This window comes from Clostridium sp. MCC328 (assembly GCF_018785465.1).
Lineage (GTDB): Bacteria > Bacillota > Clostridia > Lachnospirales > Lachnospiraceae > Pilosibacter > Pilosibacter fragilis.
In genome coordinates, this window is record NZ_WQPW01000008.1 from 69573 (window position 1) to 89965 (window position 20393).

The following is a 20393-nucleotide window of genomic DNA, read 5'->3' on the forward strand; positions in this document are numbered from 1 at the left end:
AGGGAGAAAAAGAATGACGGAGAACTTTAGAGGACGGAAAGGAATCATTATCGGCGGCGGCGCATCGGGACTTATGGCTGCGATCACGGCGGCAGAGCAGGGCGCGGCTGTTACAGTAATCGAGCACACGGCCCGTCCGGGAAAGAAGATCCTGTCCACAGGAAACGGAAAATGCAACCTGACGAACCTCTATATGGATCCGTCCTTCTACCGGAGCGATGAAAAGGGCTTTTGGGGGACTGCGATCCGAAATTTCCCGCCGAAGGCAGCAGTCGCGTTCTTTCGGAATCTCGGAGTCCTGACCATGGACCGCGGCGGATATGTCTACCCTATGTCCGGTCAGGCGCAGACGGTTCTGGATGCACTTTTAAGGGGTGCGAAAAGAGCCGGCGTTAAGATCGTCACCGGGTGCGAAGTGGAAAAGGCGGGAAGAAAAAAAGAACACTTTGAGGTCACAACGAATCTGGGAACCTTCACAGGGGATTTCCTGATCCTCGCCTGTGGATCGAAGGCAGCAAAGGCTACCGGATCCGACGGTAGCGGCTATGAGCTGGCGAAGCAGTTCGGACACCGGATCATAAAGCCTCTCCCGGCGCTCGTACAGCTCCGCTGTGAGGGAGATCTTCTCCCAAAAGCGTCCGGTGTCCGGGTGGATGCCCTTGTGAGCATCCAGACGGCGGATGGAAAGACGGCAGCAAAGGACCGCGGGGAACTGCAGATTACAGACTACGGAATCTCCGGCATTCCGGTATTTCAGGTGAGTCGGTACGCCGCAAAACTGCTGGACCAGAAAAAGAAAGTTCTGGCATCTTTAAATTTTCTGCCGGATCTTGATGAGACGAAGGTCCGGTATCTCTTGAGAGAACAGCGGGAAGTCCTTTCCGGGGAAACGGCGGAGGACTTTTTAAGCGGTATTTTTAATAAGAAATTAGCGTCGGTGCTTTTGAAGGCGGCGAAGATCCAGACGGACAAAAAAGCGGGTCTTCTGACATCGGAGGAGCTGGAACGTCTGGGTGCCACGATCCGGGAATTTAAGATCCCGGTGAAGGAGACAAATTCCTTTGAACAGGCCCAGATCTGCACCGGTGGTGTCGACACGGCAGAGATAGAAGCGGAGACCATGCAGTCGAAACGTGTTCCCGGCCTTTATATAGTCGGGGAGCTCCTGGATGTAGATGGAATCTGCGGCGGATATAATTTACAGTGGGCATGGTCCTCCGGGTACGCAGCCGGATGCCATGTGGCAGCAGGAATCGTTCCCGGGTATTTAAAAAACAGCCGTGCAGCAGGAAAAACGATGACGTTTTCCGGTGCGGAGGGAAACAGGACCCAGGGAAAACAGGAAAGGAAAAAACATACATATGATCCGGATCAATCAGCTCACACTTCCCGTGGACCACGGGGAAGAGGCCATAAAGAAAAAGGCGGCAAAGCTTCTAAAAGTCGATGAATCGGCGATCGGGGAGATCAGGATCGTCCATAGATCCATCGACGCGAGAAAGAAGCCGCAGCTGTTATTCAGCTATATTGTAGATGTGATGCTCGCGAACAGTAAAAGAGAAGGTACTGTCATCAAAAAGGCGGCGAACCAGAACATCCGGGCCGAAGGCTTCCGTCCATATGCGTACCCGGAGCACGGAACTGCGGAAATGAAAAAGCGCCCGGTGATCATCGGCGCCGGTCCTGCCGGAATGTTCGCGGCCCTGGCACTCTCCGAGAACGGCTGCGCTCCGATCCTTTTGGAGCAGGGAGATGCCGTGGAGGAGAGGACGAAAAGAGTAGAAGATTTCTGGAAGAACGGGGATGAGGCCCTGGATATCCGATCCAACGTCCAGTTCGGAGAGGGCGGAGCCGGAACATTCTCCGACGGAAAGTTAAATACACTGGTAAAGGATACCTCGGGAAGAAACGGGAAAGTTCTCTCCACGTTTGTGGAGATGGGAGCCGATCCTTCGATCCTTTACGACCATGCCCCACATATCGGAACAGATGTGCTGCGGGGTGTGGTTAAAAATATAAGAAACCGGATCATCGCCGGCGGCGGAGAGGTGCATTTCCGGACGGAAGTCACGAAAATTCTGGAAGAGAATGGAAGAGTCACCGGCGTGATGACTGCAGATGGCGCTGTGATTGAGACAGATCATGTGATCCTGTCCGTAGGACACAGTGCGAGAGACCTGTTCGCGGAGCTTGATCGGATGAAGGTCTTTATGGAACCGAAGCCGTTCGCGGTGGGACTCCGGATCCAGCACCCCCAGGCGCAGATCAATAAGAACCAGTATGGAATGGAGGACGCCGGAAAGCTCGGAGCGGCGCCCTATAAAGTGACGGCAAAGACCACCAGTAGCCGCGGTGTGTATTCATTCTGCATGTGCCCGGGCGGAATGGTGGTGAACGCGTCCTCAGAAAAGGGACATCTCGCTGTCAATGGAATGAGCAATTTTAAGAGAGACAGCGGTATCGCGAACAGTGCCCTGATCGTGGCTATCACCCCGGCGGATTTCCCGGAAGCAGGACCTTTGGGCGGCATCGCGTTCCAGAGAAGCCTGGAAGAGCGTGCGTTCGCCCTCGGCGGAGGAAAGATCCCGATCCAGCTCTACGGCGATTTCGCCGCGAACCGACCGACGGTGGCCCTGGGAGACGTAAATCCTGTGTTTTGCGGAGGTTTCTCCTTCGCGAACTTGCGGGAGCTGATGCCAGAGGCCTTAAACGGAGCGTTTCTGGAAGGAATGGAACAGTTCGGAAGACGGATCAAAGGGTTTGACCGTGCCGATGCTGTCCTTGCGGGAATCGAGAGCCGTACGTCATCACCGCTCAGGATTTGCCGCGATGAGAGCCTTCAGAGCAGTTTGAAAGGGCTTTATCCATGCGGCGAGGGAGCCGGGTACGCCGGGGGGATCACATCGGCGGCCATGGACGGCCTGAAGGTTGCGGAAGAGATCATAAAGCGATATGCGGCGGTCAGGTAGTCAAACGTAAACAGTCAGCAGTGCGTTAAATAGCGCTGAGGATTCCGCTGAAAGGAGACTTTTCATATGACAGAGAGAGAATTATTAAAAGATAAAAAGAGAATCGTGATCAAGATCGGATCTTCTTCACTGACACACGCGGAGACAGGCGATCTGAATCTTGCAAAGATCGAGAAGCTTGTCCGCATCATCAGTGACATGAGAGGCATGGGAAAAGAAGTGATCCTTGTTTCCTCCGGTGCCATCGCCACAGGACGCCAGACTCTCGGCGGAAAGAAACCGGAGACGGTTGCCGAGAAACAGGCATACGCAGCTGTGGGCCAGGCACGTCTCATGATGGTGTACCAGAAGCTTTTCTCCGAGTACAACCAGACTGCGGCACAGATCCTGATCACAAAGGCGACGATCCTGGATGATACCTCCCGCACGAACGCGAAGAACACGTTCAATGAACTTTTAAAGCTCGGAACGGTGCCGATCGTAAATGAGAACGATACCGTATCTACATATGAAATTAAATTCGGTGATAACGACAGACTGTCTGCCATCGTTGCAGCCCTCGTGGAAGGCGACCTGCTATTCCTTCTCTCCGATATCGACGGCCTCTACACCGACGATCCGAAGAAAAACCCGGACGCGAAGTTCATCAGCCAGGTGGATGATCTTACCGATGAATTTATGGCTATGGGTAAGGGAACCACAGGAAGTGACGTGGGAACCGGTGGAATGGCGACGAAGCTCCATGCGGCAAAGATCGCGACGGAGAGCGGAGCCGACATGGTGATCGCCAACGCGGACGATCTGGAAGTTATGTGGCGGATCTTAAAGGGTGAGGAGATCGGAACGCTCTTTAAAGCGAATAAGAGCAGTGAATTTGCGCTGTTGGATTATATCCAGAGCATTCACGCGTAATATGGGCTCTGAAAAGAAACTGAGAGGACAAGAGAAACAAATATGAAACAGGAACAGATCGACAGAATCAATGAGCTTTACCATAAATCCCAGGCCGTAGGACTTACGGACGCGGAAAAAGAGGAACAGGCAGCTTTGAGAAAACAGTATGTTGCCGATATCAAGGCGAGCCTCAGAGGCCATTTAAACAATATCTCCATCGTTGAGAAGGATGGCTCCGTGACAGATCTTGGAAAGAAATACGGAAATGTTGGAAAAACAGAAAGCTGATCTTAGAAAAGAAATACGAGGCCAGTTAAGGTTACTGCCGGAGGAAGAAAAAGAGATCCTGGATCGCCAGATCGCGGAGCGGGTCCTGACTCTTCCCGCGGTCACTGATGCCGGGGCAGTTTACGGATATGCGTCTTTAAACTGGGAGACTGGGACTGCGGAGATCTTAAAAGAGCTTTGGAAGAAAAAATGCATTGTCTGCCTTCCAAGAGTCATGGGTGAGACAATGGAGTTTTTCGTGACTGACTCAGAGGATGATCTCACTGAGGGCGCGTTTCACATTATGGAGCCTAAGAACGGATGCCGGAGCGCAGAGGAGTACCATTCGGAAATAGCTTCGGAAAAGATGGACCAGGAATTTCATCAGAAATCCAGGTATATTTTTTCGACAGCACCGATCCTGGTGCCGGGCATGGGATTTACGGAAAACGGCGTCCGCCTTGGAAAAGGCGGCGGATATTATGACCGGTATCTGGAGACGCATCCCGGTCATAAGACCATTGCCCTGGCATACGAGTTCCAGATCCTTCATGAGCTCCCGGCGGAGCCGTATGACAAGAGCGTGGATATGATCGTGACAGAAAAACGGGTGATCCGGTGCAGCATTAAGTAACAACATACAGACTGACATTTTTTGGACAGAAAATACCGTATGATACATTGCATGATCAGGCTCATAAATCAGGGAGGAAACAGCCATGTTAATAGAAATCGGACAGAAAGCAAAAGAAACTTCCTATATCCTCGGAAAAATGGGGACAGACTTAAAGAACGCGGGACTTCTGGCTGCGGCCCAGGAGATCTTGGATGAAGAGGATGAGATCTTAAAAGCCAACGCGGCAGATGTCGCAAAAGCGAAAGAAAGAGGAATGGCTCCGGGACTTGTGGACCGCCTGGAGCTGAACCACAAGCGGATCGAGGGAATCGTGGAGGGCATGCGCCAGGTCGTAGGTCTCGAGGATCCGGTGGGAGAGGTGATCTCCATGAAGAGGCGCCCGAACGGCCTCCTGATCGGCCAGAAACGGGTGCCCTTCGGTGTTATCGGAATCATCTACGAGGCGAGACCGAACGTTACGGCAGATGCCTTTGCGCTCTGCTTTAAGACGGGAAATGCTGTGATCCTTCGCGGCGGCAGCGACGCGCTGGAATCCAACAAAGCCATCGTAACAGCGATCAGGAATGGTTTAAAGAAGGAAGGAATCCCGGAGGATGCCATCTCCCTGATTGAGGACACAAGCCATGAGACCGCGAGAGAGTTCATGCGGATGAACGGATATCTCGATGTCCTGATCCCGAGAGGCGGGGCAGGTCTGATCCGTACCGTTGTGGAGAACAGCACGGTTCCGGTGATCGAGACGGGTACCGGAAACTGTCATATCTATGTGGACGAGAGCGCGGATTTCGATATGGCGTTAGATATCATCTTTAATGCGAAGACCCAGAGGATCGGTGTCTGCAACGCCTGCGAATCCACCTTGGTACATAGAAAGATCGCAAAGGAATTCCTGCCGCTGATGAAAAAGCGTCTCGATGAGAAAAACGTGGAGATACGCGCTGACGAGGGGGCCCGCTCCATCGTGCCGGAATTTACGGCGGCTACAGAGGAAGACTGGGGAAAAGAGTACCTGGATTATATTCTTTCCTGCAAGATCGTGGACTCCGTGGATGAGGCTATCGCCCATATCAACCGGTACAATACGGGACATTCCGAGGCCATCGTGACAAAGGACTACGAGAACGCCCAGAAATTCTTAAATGAGGTGGATGCGGCGGCAGTTTATGTCAATGCCTCCACGAGATTTACTGACGGATTTGAGTTCGGCTTCGGCGCTGAGATCGGTATCAGCACCCAGAAGCTCCATGCGAGAGGACCGATGGGACTTCTGGCGCTGACATCCACGAAGTATATTATTTACGGGGATGGACAGATCCGCAAATAGAAATACAGGCTGTAAAGCATTCCGGCGGATTTCCGCTGATGTTGGTCATGGGCGGAGAAGTAAAAAACAACGTAACTGTTCAGTAGGTCTGCGCACTTGCTGCGCTGACCGTAAGAAAACATAGGCTGGAAGGCAAAAATCCCATCAGCGAAGCTGATCTGGAATGGATTTTTGCACGTAACTATGAAGGTACTGAATAGCTACAAAACAACAAGGTTGCATTTTCGGGGAATCTTGGGTATAATCATTCGGGACAGTTCAGCCAGGGACGTTTATGCCAAAAAGAGAACGGCTGAACATAAAGGTTTATAAAAATAGTTGGAGAAATATCAGAATGACAGATAAAAATATTATCGCAGGTGCCCCGACAGAGGAACCTGCGAGACAGCAGTACTTTATGGAACAGGTGAAGAAGCTCGTGGAGGCGGAGAGCGCGAAAAAAGGCCGTCCGCTCACCTGTTTTATCAACACCTTCGGGTGCCAGATGAATGCCAGAGACTCCGAAAAACTCCTTGGAATCTTAAAGGAAGCCGGTTATGAGGAGGGAACCGATGAGAATTCAGATTTCGTCCTCTACAATACATGCACCGTTCGTGAGAACGCGAACTTAAAGGTTTATGGCCGCCTTGGATATTTAAGCGGTGTAAAGAGAAAGAACCCGGATATGATGATCGCCCTCTGCGGCTGCATGATGCAGGAGCCGGAGGTAGTCGCAAAGATCAAGAAGAGCTACCGCCATGTGGATCTGATCTTCGGAACCCACAATATCTTCAAGCTTGCGGAGCTGCTCTACGAGCGCTTCCTGGAGAAGAAGATGGTGGTCGATGTATGGGAAGGAACAAACGAGATCGTGGAGGAACTCCCGATCGAGAGAAAGTATCCGTTCAAATCTGGTGTCAACATCATGTTCGGCTGCAACAACTTCTGCAGCTACTGTATCGTGCCGTATGTGCGCGGACGCGAGAGAAGCAGGGAGCCGGAAGATATTATCAAGGAGATCGAGGGTCTTGTAGCTGACGGTGTCGTGGAAGTCATGCTTCTGGGACAGAACGTCAACTCCTACGGAAAGAACCTGGAACAGCCAATCACGTTCGCGGAGCTCCTTAGAAGAGTGGAAAAGATCGAGGGACTTGAGCGGATCCGCTTCATGACTTCCCATCCGAAGGATCTCTCCGATGAACTCATCGAGACCATGAAGAACTCCAAAAAGATCTGCAGCCATTTGCATCTTCCGCTTCAGTCTGGCAGCAGTGAGATCTTGAAGAGAATGAACCGCAAATACTCGAAGGAACAGTACCTCGCCCTGGTGGAGAAGCTCCGTGCGGCGATGCCGGATATTTCCCTGACCACCGATATCATCGTGGGATTCCCGGGAGAGACAGAGGAGGACTTCGAGGAGACCATGGATGTGGTGAGAAAAGTGCGTTACGACAGTGCTTTCACCTTCATCTACTCCAAACGTACCGGAACACCGGCGGCTGCTATGCCAAACCAGGTTCCGGAGGACGTGGTAAAGAACCGTTTCGACCGCCTGCTCAAGGAGGTCCAGGACATCGCGGCTGAGGTCATAAAGCGCCACGAGGGAACAGTACAAAAAGTCCTTGTGGAGGAGATCGATACTCACGAGGCAGGCTTTGTGACAGGAAGACTTTCCAACAACACAGTCGTACATTTCGCCGGGGATGCGTCCCTGATCGGAAAGATCGTGGATGTCTCCTTGGACGAGGCAAAGGGATTCTACTATATGGGATCTCTCGTAAAATAAGAGAAAAACTATGTGACGCCCGGAGCCGAGTGCTTCGGGCGCTGTGGGCATGTTAAGGAATAGGAGAAAAGACGTGGGACAGATTTCACCAATGATGACACATTATCTCGAGACAAAAAAACAGTATCCGGACTGTATTCTTTTTTACCGGTTGGGTGATTTCTACGAGATGTTTTTCGAGGATGCCAAGACGGTTTCAAGAGAACTGGAACTGACACTGACGGGAAAGGACTGCGGTCTGGAAGAGCGGGCACCGATGTGCGGCGTTCCATTCCACGCGGTGGAAGGTTATCTCACGAGACTCGTCCAGAAAGGTTATAAGGTCGCTATCGCGGAGCAGATGGAGGATCCGAAGCTCGCAAAGGGTCTTGTAAAGCGCGAAGTCATCCGCGTTGTGACACCGGGAACCATAACGAGCTCCCAGGCCCTGGATGAGACAAAGAACAACTACCTGATGGCAGTTGTGTATACCGGAAACAATTATGGGATTGCGACGGTCGACATCACGACCGGCGATTTTTTTGTTACGGAGGTGACAAGTGAGCGGGCGCTGTTAGACGAGATCAATAAGTTCACACCGTCGGAGCTCGTGTGCAATGAGGCACTCTTTATGTCAGGCCTGGACATGAATGAGTTAAAGGAACGGCATCATTTTGCCGTGACCGCTCTGGAAAACAGGTTTTTCTCGGACGATGACTGCAGAAAGATCTTAAAGGAGCACTTCCATGTGATGAGTCTGGAGGGGTTGGGCCTGGGCGATTACGAGAACGGAATGATCGCCTCCGGTGCTGTTCTTCAGTACCTCTATGAGACACAGAAAAATGACCTGTCCCATCTGACGAAGATCACACCGTACACGACAGGCCAGTTCATGATGATCGACACCTCCACGAGACGAAATCTGGAGTTAGTTGAGACTTTAAGGGAAAAGCAGAAGCGCGGATCCCTGCTCTGGGTCCTTGACAAGACAAAGACGGCCATGGGAGCGAGACTTCTTCGCTCCTTTATCGAGCAGCCGCTGATCGATAAAGAGGAGATCGAGCGCCGCCAGCAGGCCATCGAGGAACTGAACATGAACTACATTTCCAGGGAGGAGGTCCGGGAATACTTAAATTCTGTCTATGACCTGGAACGTCTCATGGGCCGGATCAGCTACAAGACTGCGAATCCGAGAGACCTTCTCTCCTTTAAGAATTCCCTGGAGATGCTGCCGTATATCAAAGATATTCTCGGAGAATTTTCCTGCGAGCTCTTAAAGAAGATGAATGAGGACCTGGATCCGCTCCGGGACCTCTATGAGCTTATCGACCGCTCCATCGTCGACGAGCCGCCGATCACAGTCCGGGAGGGAAACATCATCAAGGACGGATACAGCGAGGAGGCCGACAAGTACCGGAAGGCGAAGACCGAGGGAAAGGCATGGCTGGCAGATCTCGAGGCGGAGGAGAAGGAAAAGACCGGAATCAAAAATCTGAAGATCAAATACAACAAAGTGTTCGGCTATTATTTTGAGGTGACGAACTCCTTTAAGGACTTAGTTCCTGAGTACTTTATCCGGAAACAGACGCTGACAAACGCGGAGCGGTACACCACAGACCGCCTGAAAGAGCTGGAAGATATCATCATGGGTGCTGAGGACCGCCTCTATACCTTAGAGTATGATCTGTTCTGCGACGTGCGTGACCAGATCGCAGCGGAAGTCCTGCGGATCCAGAGCACCGCGAAGGCTATTGCAGGTATTGACGTGTTCACATCCCTGTCCACGGTATCCATGAGAAACAACTATGTGAAACCGAAGATCAACGAAAAAGGCGTGATCAACATCAAGAACGGCCGCCATCCGGTGGTGGAGAGGATGATCAGGGACAGTCTGTTTGTCGCAAACGATACATATCTGGACAATGGAAAGAACAGGATCTCCGTCATCACGGGACCGAACATGGCCGGTAAGTCCACCTATATGAGACAGACAGCCCTCATCGTCCTCATGGCACAGATCGGAAGCTTTGTCCCTGCGGACGAGGCAAACATCGGAATCTGCGACAGGATCTTTACGAGAGTCGGCGCCTCCGATGATCTGGCTTCCGGACAGAGTACGTTTATGGTTGAGATGACGGAGGTGGCGAATATCCTGAGAAACGCCACAAAGAACAGTCTTCTTGTCCTCGATGAGATCGGCCGCGGTACGAGTACCTTCGATGGCCTGTCCATCGCCTGGGCGGTCATAGAGCACATCAGCAACCCGAAGCTCCTTGGTGCGAAGACATTGTTTGCGACCCATTACCATGAGCTCACGGAGCTTGAGGGAACCATAAGCGGAGTCAACAACTACTGTATCGCCGTGAAGGAGCAGGGGGACGATATCGTGTTCCTCAGAAAGATCGTAAAGGGCGGAGCAGACAAGAGTTACGGAATCCAGGTAGCGAAGCTTGCTGGAGTACCGGAGCCGGTCATCGCCCGTGCGAAGGAACTCGTGGAGGAGCTTGCCAGTGCCGACATCACGGCCCAGGCAAAGGAGATCGCCCAGATGAGCGCATCCCCGCAGCACAAGGCGGTGGCGAAGCCGGACGAGGTGGATCTCAACCAGATGTCCATCTTTGACACAGTGAAGGACGACGATATCATAAAAGAACTCAGGGATCTGGAGCTTTCCAGCATGACACCGATCGATGCGTTGAATACGCTGTACAGACTGCAGACGAAGCTTAAGAACCGCTGGCAGTAATGATACGAAAAACTTTGCAGGTGCGAGTTTTCGCGTGAAACGGTGCGAAAGACAAATACCGGCAAGGGGAAATATGAAAGAGAGGGAGAGAGACTATGCCGATTCAAGTGCTGGATCAGAGTACGATCAACCAGATCGCTGCGGGAGAGGTCGTGGAGCGGCCTGCTTCCGTGGTGAAAGAGTTAATGGAAAACGCCATTGATGCCGGTTCCACGGCGATCACCGTGGAGATCCGTCAGGGCGGCATCGGGTTTATCCGGATCACGGACAATGGATGCGGGATCAAGAAGGAAGAGCTTCCGTTAGCGTTCTTGCGCCATTCCACCAGTAAGATCCGGACGGCGGAGGATCTGCTCACGGTCTCTTCCCTGGGGTTCCGCGGCGAGGCACTTTCCAGTATCGCGGCTGTCTCCCAGGTGGAACTGATCACAAAGACCTCCGGCAGCCTTACGGGATCCAGATACAGGATCGAAGGCGGTGAGGAGATAGGTCTCGAGGAGATCGGCGCGCCGGACGGAACCACATTTATCTCCAGAAATCTGTTTTTCAATACACCTGCCAGACGGAAATTTTTGAAGACGGAGACCACGGAAGGGGCACACGTGGCGGATCTTGTGGAAAAGATCGCCCTGTCCCACCCGGAGATCTCCATCCGGTTCATCGTAAATAACCAGAGCCGCCTCCACACGTCAGGAAATCATAATCTGAAAGATATCATCTATACCGTTTACGGGCGGGAGATCGCGGCAAACCTTCTCCCTGTGGAGGTGTCAAACGGAATCGTTAAGATCTCCGGTTTTATCGGAAAGCCGGTGATCGCCCGCGGAAACAGGAATTTTGAGAATTATTTCATCAACGGGCGTTATATTAAGAGCGGACTCGTGTCAAAGGCCATTGAGGACGGGTACAAGAGCTACATGATGCAGCACAAATATCCCTTCACGCTGCTGCATCTCACCGTGGAGCCGGAGTTTATCGACGTGAATGTGCACCCGTCGAAGATGGAGCTTCGCTTCAAGGACGGCGAGAATATGTACCGGGTAATCTGCCAGGCGGTGATGGACGCCCTTTCCGGGAAAGAACTGATTCCGAACGTGAGCCTCATGTCGGAGCGGGAAGAGCGCGAGCTTGAGAAAAAAGAGACTGCCGCGGCGGGAAGTCCAATCCTGGGAAGCGGAATGAACCAGCCTGCCAAGAACGCCCACGGTCCGGAACCTTTTGAGCACCGGCGCATGGAAGCCATGGGCATCCGCGAGGAACGCCCGGCCTACGGGGAGAAGAAGCAGGAGAGCAAATGGATCCTGCCGCCGAAACCGCTGACAAGGGAACTGCCGCCGGAACGCGCACAGGCACAGCAGCCAAACGAGACAGGAGCGGGAGCGATGCCTGCGGCTTTGGAAGAGAAAGCTCCGGAGACGACAGGTGCGGCTTTGGCTGCGAAGAAAGCGGTCCCGGCTGAGAAAGAAGCACCTCTGGCAGAGAAGGAAGCGCTTCCTAAGCAGATGGAAATGTTCGACAACCGCCTTCTCTCGGAAACCGCGAGAAAGCGCCACCGTCTGATCGGCCAGGTCTTCGAGACTTACTGGCTTGTGGAGTACGACGGCAGTCTCTACATTATTGACCAGCATGCCGCCCACGAGAAGGTCCTCTTCGAGAAGAACTTCGCGTCCCTAAAGACGAGGGAATACACCTCCCAGCTCGTGAGCCCGCCGATCATCCTGACACTTTCCTTACAGGAGGCGGATCTCTTAAAACGCCACATGAAGGTGTTTACGGACATCGGCTTCGAGATCGAGCCTTTCGGCGGAAACGAGTACGCGGTGCGGGCGGTGCCGGATAATCTGTTCTCCCTGGCGAAAAAGGACCTTCTGATGGAACTCATCGACGGACTCTCCGATGAGAGTATGGGAAAGAATGTGGAGTCCATCTACGACCGGATCGCCACCATGTCCTGCAAGGCGGCGGTAAAGGGAAACAACGAGCTGTCCTTCGCCGAAGCGGATAAGCTCATCGATGAACTGTTAAAACTGGAGAATCCATATAACTGCCCGCACGGAAGACCGACGATCGTCGCGATCAGCAAATATGAGATGGAAAAGAAATTCAAGAGGATCATATAATGAAAAAGCCTTTGATTATAATCACCGGGCCGACGGCGTCCGGAAAGACCGCCCTGTCGGTGGAACTCGCGAAAAAGGTCGGCGGCGAGATCATCAGCGCCGATTCCATGCAGGTGTACCGCCACATGGATATCGGTTCCGCAAAGGTGACGAAGGAGGAGATGGACGGTGTCAGACATCACCTGATCGATGTTCTGGATCCGTGGGATGAATTTAACGTGGTCGTTTTCCAGAGACTCGCAAAGCAGGCCATGGAGGAGATCTACGCCGCCGGACATATCCCGATCATCGCTGGAGGCACCGGCTTTTATATCCAGGCACTGGTGAACGATATCGATTTTACGGAAAATGACAGTGATACGGGATACAGGGAAGAATTGGAGTGTCTGGCGGCAGAAAAAGGCGCGTCCTGCCTTCACGATATGTTAAAGGAAGTGGACCCGGAGTCCGCAGAGGCGATCCACGAGAACAACGTGAAGCGTGTAATCCGCGCCCTGGAGTTTTACAAGAAAACCGGGACAAAGATATCCGAACATAACGAGGCGGAGCGGCAGAAAGAATCGCCATACAACTTCGCTTACTATGTACTGAACATGGATCGCGAACGCCTGTATCAGAGGATCGACCTGCGGGTGGATCTCATGATGAAGAACGGCCTGCTGGCGGAAGTGGAAAAGTTGAAGGAGATGGGCTGCACGAGAGATATGGTGTCCATGCAGGGACTTGGATACAAAGAGATCCTGGATGCCCTGGATGGAACGATCTCCTTAGATGAGGCGGTCTACATCATTAAGCGCGACACCAGACACTTCGCGAAGCGCCAGCTCACCTGGTTTAAGAGAGAAAAAGAAGTTACCTGGGTGGATCAGGGAAACTTTGATTTTGATAGGGAAAAGATCCTCATGTGGATGCTTGAGGATCTGCGCGAAAGAAACATTATGGCAGTTAGAAAAAAGGAGAAATCATGGAACTTATAAAGATGTACGGAGAGCTTGGAATCTCTGAGAAGGTTTTAAATTATGGAAGAGAGATCGAGAAAAGCCTGCACGACCGTTTCGAGGCCATCGATAAGACAGCAGAATACAATCAGTTAAAGGTCATTAAAGCCATGCAGGAGGCGAGAGTCAGCGATATCCATTTCGCCGGAACTACGGGATACGGCTACAATGACCTTGGACGTGACACGTTGGAGGAAGTCTATGCGAAGGCATTCCACGGCGAGGACGCCCTTGTCCGCCCACAGCTGATCTCCGGAACCCATGCGCTTACCATTGCTCTTTCCGGAAATCTCCGCCCGGGTGATGAGATCCTTTCCCCGGTAGGAAAACCGTACGATACTTTAGAGGAAGTCATCGGAATCCGTGATTCTGTCGGTTCCTTAAAGGAGTTCGGCATTACCTACAGCCAGGTGGATCTTCTTCCGAACGGTGATTTCGACTTTGAGAACATCAAAAAAGCTATCAATGAGCGAACAAAACTCATCGAGATCCAGCGCTCCAAGGGATATGCCACAAGACCAACCTTATCCGTAAAGCGTATCGGCGAGCTGATCTTCTTTATCAAGTCTATCAAGCCGGATGTGATCTGCATGGTAGATAACTGCTACGGCGAGTTCGTGGAGGAGATGGAGCCGACAGATGTGGGAGCGGACATGATCGTCGGTTCCTTAATTAAGAACCCGGGCGGCGGACTTGCCCCGATCGGCGGCTATATCGTCGGACGCAGGGACTGCGTGGAGCGGGCGGCATACCGCCTGACAGCTCCGGGTCTCGGAAAAGAGGTTGGTGCCAGCCTCGGTGTCAGCCAGTCTCTCTACCAGGGACTTTTCCTGTCTCCGACCGTTGTTGCGGGTGCATTAAAGGGCGCGATTTTCGCAGCAAACGTGTACGAGAAGCTGGGCTTCGGCGTCGTTCCGAACGGCACTGAGAGTCGTCACGATATCATCCAGGCCATCACCTTCGGAACACCGGAAGGCGTCATCAAGTTCTGCGAGGGCATCCAGGCGGCAGCGCCGGTGGACAGCTTCGTGACTCCGGAGCCGTGGGCGATGCCGGGATACGATTCTGATGTCATCATGGCAGCAGGAGCGTTCGTTCAGGGGTCCTCAATCGAACTTTCCGCAGACGGTCCGATCAAGCCGCCGTACGCGGTATACTTCCAGGGCGGACTCACATGGTATCATGCGAAGCTCGGTATCTTAATGTCCCTTCAGAAGTTAGTGGATGCAGGGATCGTGACACTGTAAGAGTGTGAACTTTTTCTTAACTCATTGTTTTTGGGCGTGAAATATGCTAAAATTTCCTGCATAGGCGAAACAAACAGCCGCCGGGACTGACGATCATGCGCAGTTCCAGCGATCGAGAGGAATGAAACAGTATGAAGAGTAAAAGTTCCTGGGCGCTGCTTCTCCTTCTGCTTTCCGGAATCGTTTTGGGAGGCTTTATCGGGGAGATGACAGCGAAGGTGCCGGGACTTTCCTGGTTGAATTTTGGAGAATCCTTTGGTCTTAACGATCCACTGATCCTTAACCTCGGGATCCTCGTGATCACGTTCGGACTCAGCATCCGGATCACGATGGCGAGCATCATCGGCGTGATCATTGCAATTTTAATTTACCATTTTCTGTAGAAAAAGGGGACATCTGCCGTATCGTGTACTTGGAGAGACAGGAAAGGCGGAATGTCAGTATGGAAAAGAAAAATGGAAAGACAATGAAGGGGCTTCCGATCTCAGAACGCCCCTATGAGAAGGTGCTGGAGAAAGGTCCGGTATCCCTCTCGGACGCGGAACTTCTCTCCGTGATCCTGCGCTCCGGGACGAAAAATATCCCGGTGCGGGACATGGCGGAGGAGATCTTAAATGCCGGAAATCCGCCGGGACTCGCAGGACTTCTCCATGGAACAGTGGAAGACTATAAGGAGATCCGCGGTGTCGGTGAGGTGAAGGCGATCCAGCTTGCCTGTATCGGAGAACTCTCCGCCAGAATCTGGAAGGCGGCGGCATCGGAGAAGACCATCGTCTTTGACGCACCGTCGAAAGTGGCGGCTTTTTATATGGAGGAAATGCGCCATTTAGAGCAGGAGAACTTAAAGCTTCTGCTCCTGAACACGAAAAATATTCTGTTGAGGGACATCACAGTCTCCAGGGGAACGGTGAACGCATCCTGCGCGACACCGCGGGAGATCTATATCGAGGCGCTGCGCTTCAGGGCCTGCGGGATCATCCTGCTCCACAACCATCCCAGCGGGGACCCGGCACCCAGCCGGGAAGACTGCCTCTTCACAGAACGGGTCCGGGAAGCAGGGAGTCTTATGGGAGTCCCGCTTTTAGACCATATCATTATCGGAGATAATTCCTATGTGAGCCTTAGAGAACGGGGAATTTTTGAAACATGAAAAACAATACGAAATATTTTCTATTTGGACTGTCGCTTCTCTGCGTCTGCATGATCGGAATCACGACCATCAAGGGAAGCATCTTAAACCCGCTGAGAACCGCGGTAGGCTATGTGCTGGTGCCGATCCAGTCCGGCGTGAACCGGGTTGGCGGCGGCCTCTACAATGAACTGAGCAGTGTCGGAAAGCTTAAGACGGCACTGGCGGAGAATGAGACCTTAAAGACGAGAGTGGATGAACTGACGGAAGAGAACACGAGACTCCGCTCCGAACAGTTTGAGTTAGAGCGTTTAAGAAGCCTCTACGAGCTGGATCAGGAGTACATGCAGTACCATAAGATCGGTGCCCGGATCATCGCAAAGGACTCCGGCTCCTGGTTTTCCGTATTTCGCATCGACAAAGGGTCTGATGACGGAATCAAGGAGGACATGAATGTCATCGCAGGCGGCGGTCTTGTTGGCATCGTCACAGACGTGGGCGCGAACTACGCCACGGTCCGCTCCATCATTGATGATTCCAGCCGTGTGAGTGCCATGGCACAGCAGTCCGGGGACTCCTGCATCGTGGCAGGTGATCTGCAGCTCTTTAAAGAGGGCCGCTTAAAGCTTTCTTACATGGAAAAGGACGATGATATCAAGGACGGCGACATGATCGTCACCTCTAATATCAGCGGAAAGTTCCTGCCGGGAATCCTAGTGGGATATGCCACGGACATCACGGTAGACTACAATGACAACCTGACAAAATCGGGATACCTGATTCCTGCCGCGAGGTTCGACAGACTTCAGGAGGTCCTGGTGATCACAGACTTAAAGGATGCGGGGCCGGAGATCAATGAATAGCAATATGAAACGGATCATCGTAAACTTTGTTCTGGTGATTCTGGCATTTATCGTGCAGACATGTATTTTTCCGCTGCTGCCGTTCCTGGCGGTATACCCAAACCTCATGGTGATCCTGGTGTTCTCCTTTGGATTTATCAGGGGAAGCGCATGGGGGATGGGCTACGGTCTGATCGTAGGACTTTTGATGGATCTGTCATCCGGAGGTCCTTTGGGGTTCCATACGCTTGTCTTTATCTGGATGGGCTATGTAAACGGAATCTGTACAAAATACTATTATGAGGACTATATTACGCTGCCGCTGGTGCTTTCGGCGCTGAACGAAGTATTTTATAATTTCTATCTTTATGTATTCGGCTTTCTGGTGCGGGGAAGATTGAATTTCGGTTATTATTTTATCAATATTATCCTGCCGGAGACGATCTTCACCGTTGTGACAACACTGATCCTGTACCGGCTGTTCCTGTATATCAGCCGCAAACTGGAAGAGATGGAAAAAAGGAGAGACACAACGATTGTTTAACGATTTTTCTGAGATCCTGAAAGAGTTTTTGAAAAAGCTGCTGTCGTCAAGACTTGTGATCCTGTCGGTGGTATTTGTGGGCCTTTATGCGATCCTGGGCATGCGCCTGTTCAAGCTGCAGATCATTGAGGGAGAGCAGTTCCAGGAAAACTATATGGCAAAGACGGAGAAAAAGATCAGTCTTACCGGTACCCGTGGAAATATTTATGACAGAAACGGGAATGTTCTTGCATATAATAAACTGTCGTACAATGTGACGCTTCAGGATAACGGAGATTACAAGAGATCCAATGACAGAAACCGGATGCTTTTAGAGCTTGTCCGGATTTTGAACCGCCATGGCGAGAGCGTGGAAGGTGATTTTTCCATTGGATATGATTCCTCCGGCGAGATGATCTTCACGACAACCAGTGAGACGGCAAGAAGACGTTTCCTGAGCGATTACTACGGATTAAAAAAGACGGACGAGCTGGATGACGCGGAAGGAAAATATCCTTCCGATGTGACGGCGAGGGAAGTCTTTGACGACAGGGTGAAGTACTACGGCCTTGACCAGCTGAAGGATGACAACGGAGCGCCTATCGAGTTCACCGACGAGGAAGCTCTCGGGATCATCAACATCCGCTACACGATGAGACTCACTGCATACCGGAAATATGAGTCCACGACGATCGCCTCCGATGTCAGCAAGGAGACCATGACGGATATCCTGGAAAACTCCGGAAACTTAAAGGGTGCAGAAATCGAGGAATCCACGATCCGTGTATACAATGATAGTGTATATTTTGCGCCGATCATCGGCTATATCGGAAAAGTCTGGGATGATGAGCTCGAAAAACTGCGGGAGACGAACCCGGATTACGAGCTGACAGACCTTGTGGGTAAGACCGGAATTGAAGCGTCCATGGAGACGGAACTTCAGGGCAAGAAAGGTTCCCAGACCATGTATGTGGACAGTATGGGACGGATCCTGGAGGTTGTTAAGAGGACGGAGCCGGAGGCCGGACATGACATCTACCTGACGTTGGACCGTGATCTTCAGATCGGTGTGTACCATATTCTGGAACAGCAGCTCGCCGGTATCATCACGGACAAGCTTGTAAACCGTGACCTGGATGACAACGATTACAAGAAAGCGGCGAATATCCCGATTCCGGTGAAGGATGTTTACTATCAGCTGATCAACAACAATGTTCTGGATCTTTCTGCGTTCTCCGCGCCGGAGGCATCCCAGACAGAGAAAAATATTTACGCGAAATACAGTCAGTCGAGAGAGCAGATCCTGGCTCAGATCAGGAGCGAGCTCACGGACGGATCCGCAAGAAAGATGGTGGACCTGCCGGAAGATATGTTTGCCTATATGCAGTATATCTACACGCTGCTTTCCGAACGTCAGATCATCAAGACGGATAAGATCGACCAGGAGTCCGACACCTACAAGGCATGGAAAGACGATTCCATCAGCCTCAGGGATTACCTGTACGATGGAATCGCTGAGAGCTGGATCGACACGACAAAGTTAAAGATCGAGTCCAGATATTCCGACGCGGACAGCATTTACCGGACCATCGTGGATTATGTGCTGGATGACCTGCAGAACGATGCGGCCTTCACAAAGAAGATCTTCCGGTATCTCGTAAACAACGGCACCGTATCCGGAAAGGAACTCTGCCTCGCCCTCTATGACCAGAATATCCTGGCATACGACGAGAATGAAGTCCGGATGCTGGAGGCGGGCGGAGACGAGTACGCGTTCCAGTTTATCAGAAAGAAGATCTCCGATATCGAGATCACACCGGCTCAGCTGGCTCTGGACCCGTGTTCCGCCAGCGCGGTAATCACGGACGTCCATACCGGTGAGGTGCGGGCGTTGGTGACATATCCGAGCTACGACAATAACAAGTTCTCCGGCACTGTGGATGCGGAGTATTACAATAAGTTAAATAATGACCAGTCCCTGCCACTCTTCAACAATGCCACTCAGGCACAGAAAGCGCCGGGTTCCACCTTCAAACCGATCATCGCGGTAGCGGCTTTGGAGGAGGGAGTCATCGGATTAAACGACACGGTGAACTGTACCGGCATCTATAAGGAGATCTCACCGGCGTTGAGATGTTGGATCTATCCGGGACAGCATGGACCTCTCGATGTGGTCCACGGTATCCAGAACTCCTGCAACGTGTTCTTCTCCGAGATGGGACACCGTCTCTCCATGGACGAGAACGGCAACTATTCACCGGAGCTCGGTATCGAGAAGATCCGGAAATACGCGTCGCTGTTCGGTCTGGATGAGACATCTGGAATCGAGATCGCTGAGAGAGAGCCGCAGATGACAACGGAGAAGCCGGAGGCGTCCTCCATCGGACAGGGTAAGAACTCTTACTCTAACGTCCAGCTTTCCAGATATATCACGGCTGTGGCCAACAAGGGAACAGTCTTCAAACTGAGTCTTCTCGATAAGATGACAGATTCCCAGGGAAATCTCTTAGAAGATTTCACTCCGGAGGTCCGCTCTGTCATCGATGTGAAGGATTCCACATGGAACGCGGTCCACACCGGTATGCGCCGGGTTATCTCCGACGGTTCCGCGAGAAAGATCTTCAGCGATCTCGAGGTGGATATCGCCGGTAAGACAGGTACCGCCGAGGAAATCAAAAACGGACACCGCATCAACCATGCGTTCTTCGTTTCCTTTGCACCGTACCAGAATCCCGAAATCGCGGTGACGGTAAATATTCCCTATGGATATTCGTCATCCAACGCGGCGACGGCCGCGAAAAATATATATCGTTTCTACTACGGATATACAGACCTGAATTACATTCTGAATAACAGTGCGTTGAACTCTTCGAACGTAGAGATCGGAGACTAATCCACGCACTGCACAAACAAAAAGCTGCAGCCCGGCGAATCTGCCGGGCTGTAAGGCGTT

The 20393-nt window shown here is 52.1% G+C and carries 16 protein-coding genes; all 16 read left to right on the top strand.

All coding sequences use genetic code 11. The features are described from left to right. The first annotated feature begins 13 nt into the window (after window positions 1–13). The 16 genes from GPK83_RS01440 to GPK83_RS01515 all read left to right on the top strand — a co-directional run bounded on the left by GPK83_RS01440 (window position 14) and on the right by GPK83_RS01515 (window position 20333). The gene (locus tag GPK83_RS01440; protein WP_215703824.1) at window positions 14–1450 is read left to right on the top strand and encodes an NAD(P)/FAD-dependent oxidoreductase; all 1437 of its coding nucleotides are present in this window, start codon (window positions 14–16) and stop codon (window positions 1448–1450) included. Next, window positions 1362–2969: an FAD-dependent oxidoreductase gene (locus GPK83_RS01445; protein ID WP_215703825.1), complete on the top strand. Its 1608-nt coding sequence runs from the start codon at window positions 1362–1364 to the stop codon at window positions 2967–2969. The genes GPK83_RS01440 and GPK83_RS01445 overlap by 89 nt, the downstream gene beginning before the upstream one ends. 66 nt (window positions 2970–3035) lie before the next feature. Continuing rightward, entirely contained in the window at window positions 3036–3881 is an 846-nt protein-coding gene (proB, locus tag GPK83_RS01450) for a glutamate 5-kinase (RefSeq protein ID WP_015554316.1), read from the top strand. Between the two features lie 42 nt (window positions 3882–3923). Further along, the gene (locus GPK83_RS01455; RefSeq protein WP_015554317.1) at window positions 3924–4151 is read left to right on the top strand and encodes a DUF896 domain-containing protein; all 228 of its coding nucleotides are present in this window, start codon (window positions 3924–3926) and stop codon (window positions 4149–4151) included. Next, on the top strand, window positions 4132–4764 hold the full coding sequence (locus tag GPK83_RS01460; RefSeq protein WP_215703826.1) for a 5-formyltetrahydrofolate cyclo-ligase: 633 nt from the start codon (window positions 4132–4134) through the stop codon (window positions 4762–4764). The genes GPK83_RS01455 and GPK83_RS01460 overlap by 20 nt, the downstream gene beginning before the upstream one ends. 85 nt (window positions 4765–4849) lie before the next feature. After that, the gene (locus GPK83_RS01465) at window positions 4850–6091 is read left to right on the top strand and encodes a glutamate-5-semialdehyde dehydrogenase (RefSeq protein ID WP_021904356.1); all 1242 of its coding nucleotides are present in this window, start codon (window positions 4850–4852) and stop codon (window positions 6089–6091) included. 334 nt (window positions 6092–6425) lie between these two features. Further along, window positions 6426–7856 carry a tRNA (N6-isopentenyl adenosine(37)-C2)-methylthiotransferase MiaB gene (gene miaB, locus GPK83_RS01470; RefSeq protein WP_215703827.1) on the top strand — a complete coding sequence of 477 codons (1431 nt, stop codon included), beginning with the start codon at window positions 6426–6428 and terminating at the stop codon, window positions 7854–7856. Between the two features lie 91 nt (window positions 7857–7947). Next, complete coding sequence (gene mutS, locus GPK83_RS01475) at window positions 7948–10581, top strand: DNA mismatch repair protein MutS (RefSeq protein ID WP_215703848.1); 2634 nt, start codon at window positions 7948–7950, stop codon at window positions 10579–10581. A gap of 95 nt (window positions 10582–10676) precedes the next feature. Continuing rightward, a complete protein-coding gene (gene mutL / locus GPK83_RS01480) occupies window positions 10677–12701 on the top strand; it encodes a DNA mismatch repair endonuclease MutL (protein WP_215703828.1) in 2025 nt (674 codons plus the stop codon). Further along, window positions 12701–13678 carry a tRNA (adenosine(37)-N6)-dimethylallyltransferase MiaA gene (gene miaA, locus GPK83_RS01485; protein WP_215703829.1) on the top strand — a complete coding sequence of 326 codons (978 nt, stop codon included), beginning with the start codon at window positions 12701–12703 and terminating at the stop codon, window positions 13676–13678. The genes mutL and miaA overlap by 1 nt, the downstream gene beginning before the upstream one ends. Beyond that, complete coding sequence (locus GPK83_RS01490; RefSeq protein WP_215703830.1) at window positions 13666–14946, top strand: methionine gamma-lyase family protein; 1281 nt, start codon at window positions 13666–13668, stop codon at window positions 14944–14946. The genes miaA and GPK83_RS01490 overlap by 13 nt, the downstream gene beginning before the upstream one ends. A gap of 131 nt (window positions 14947–15077) precedes the next feature. Next, window positions 15078–15329: a DUF4321 domain-containing protein gene (locus tag GPK83_RS01495; protein ID WP_015554323.1), complete on the top strand. Its 252-nt coding sequence runs from the start codon at window positions 15078–15080 to the stop codon at window positions 15327–15329. A 59-nt stretch (window positions 15330–15388) separates the two neighbouring features. Further along, complete coding sequence (gene radC / locus GPK83_RS01500; protein WP_117469546.1) at window positions 15389–16096, top strand: DNA repair protein RadC; 708 nt, start codon at window positions 15389–15391, stop codon at window positions 16094–16096. Continuing rightward, on the top strand, window positions 16093–16938 hold the full coding sequence (gene mreC, locus GPK83_RS01505; protein WP_015554325.1) for a rod shape-determining protein MreC: 846 nt from the start codon (window positions 16093–16095) through the stop codon (window positions 16936–16938). The genes radC and mreC overlap by 4 nt, the downstream gene beginning before the upstream one ends. Beyond that, on the top strand, window positions 16931–17461 hold the full coding sequence (gene mreD / locus GPK83_RS01510) for a rod shape-determining protein MreD (RefSeq protein WP_021904363.1): 531 nt from the start codon (window positions 16931–16933) through the stop codon (window positions 17459–17461). Before mreC ends, mreD begins: the two co-directional genes overlap by 8 nt. Continuing rightward, window positions 17454–20333: a penicillin-binding transpeptidase domain-containing protein gene (locus GPK83_RS01515; RefSeq protein WP_215703831.1), complete on the top strand. Its 2880-nt coding sequence runs from the start codon at window positions 17454–17456 to the stop codon at window positions 20331–20333. Before mreD ends, GPK83_RS01515 begins: the two co-directional genes overlap by 8 nt. Window positions 20334–20393 lie beyond the last annotated feature (60 nt).

Coding starts and splice junctions, on each gene's coding strand:
- mreC (WP_015554325.1), top strand. CDS start 16,093: ATGAAAAACAATACGAAATATTTTCTATTTGGACTGTCGCTTCTCTGC.
- GPK83_RS01495 (WP_015554323.1), top strand. CDS start 15,078: ATGAAGAGTAAAAGTTCCTGGGCGCTGCTTCTCCTTCTGCTTTCCGGA.
- mreD (WP_021904363.1), top strand. CDS start 16,931: ATGAATAGCAATATGAAACGGATCATCGTAAACTTTGTTCTGGTGATT.
- GPK83_RS01445 (WP_215703825.1), top strand. CDS start 1,362: ATGATCCGGATCAATCAGCTCACACTTCCCGTGGACCACGGGGAAGAG.
- mutL (WP_215703828.1), top strand. CDS start 10,677: ATGCCGATTCAAGTGCTGGATCAGAGTACGATCAACCAGATCGCTGCG.
- miaB (WP_215703827.1), top strand. CDS start 6,426: ATGACAGATAAAAATATTATCGCAGGTGCCCCGACAGAGGAACCTGCG.
- GPK83_RS01465 (WP_021904356.1), top strand. CDS start 4,850: ATGTTAATAGAAATCGGACAGAAAGCAAAAGAAACTTCCTATATCCTC.
- GPK83_RS01440 (WP_215703824.1), top strand. CDS start 14: ATGACGGAGAACTTTAGAGGACGGAAAGGAATCATTATCGGCGGCGGC.
- proB (WP_015554316.1), top strand. CDS start 3,036: ATGACAGAGAGAGAATTATTAAAAGATAAAAAGAGAATCGTGATCAAG.
- mutS (WP_215703848.1), top strand. CDS start 7,948: ATGATGACACATTATCTCGAGACAAAAAAACAGTATCCGGACTGTATT.
- GPK83_RS01490 (WP_215703830.1), top strand. CDS start 13,666: ATGGAACTTATAAAGATGTACGGAGAGCTTGGAATCTCTGAGAAGGTT.
- radC (WP_117469546.1), top strand. CDS start 15,389: ATGGAAAAGAAAAATGGAAAGACAATGAAGGGGCTTCCGATCTCAGAA.
- miaA (WP_215703829.1), top strand. CDS start 12,701: ATGAAAAAGCCTTTGATTATAATCACCGGGCCGACGGCGTCCGGAAAG.
- GPK83_RS01455 (WP_015554317.1), top strand. CDS start 3,924: ATGAAACAGGAACAGATCGACAGAATCAATGAGCTTTACCATAAATCC.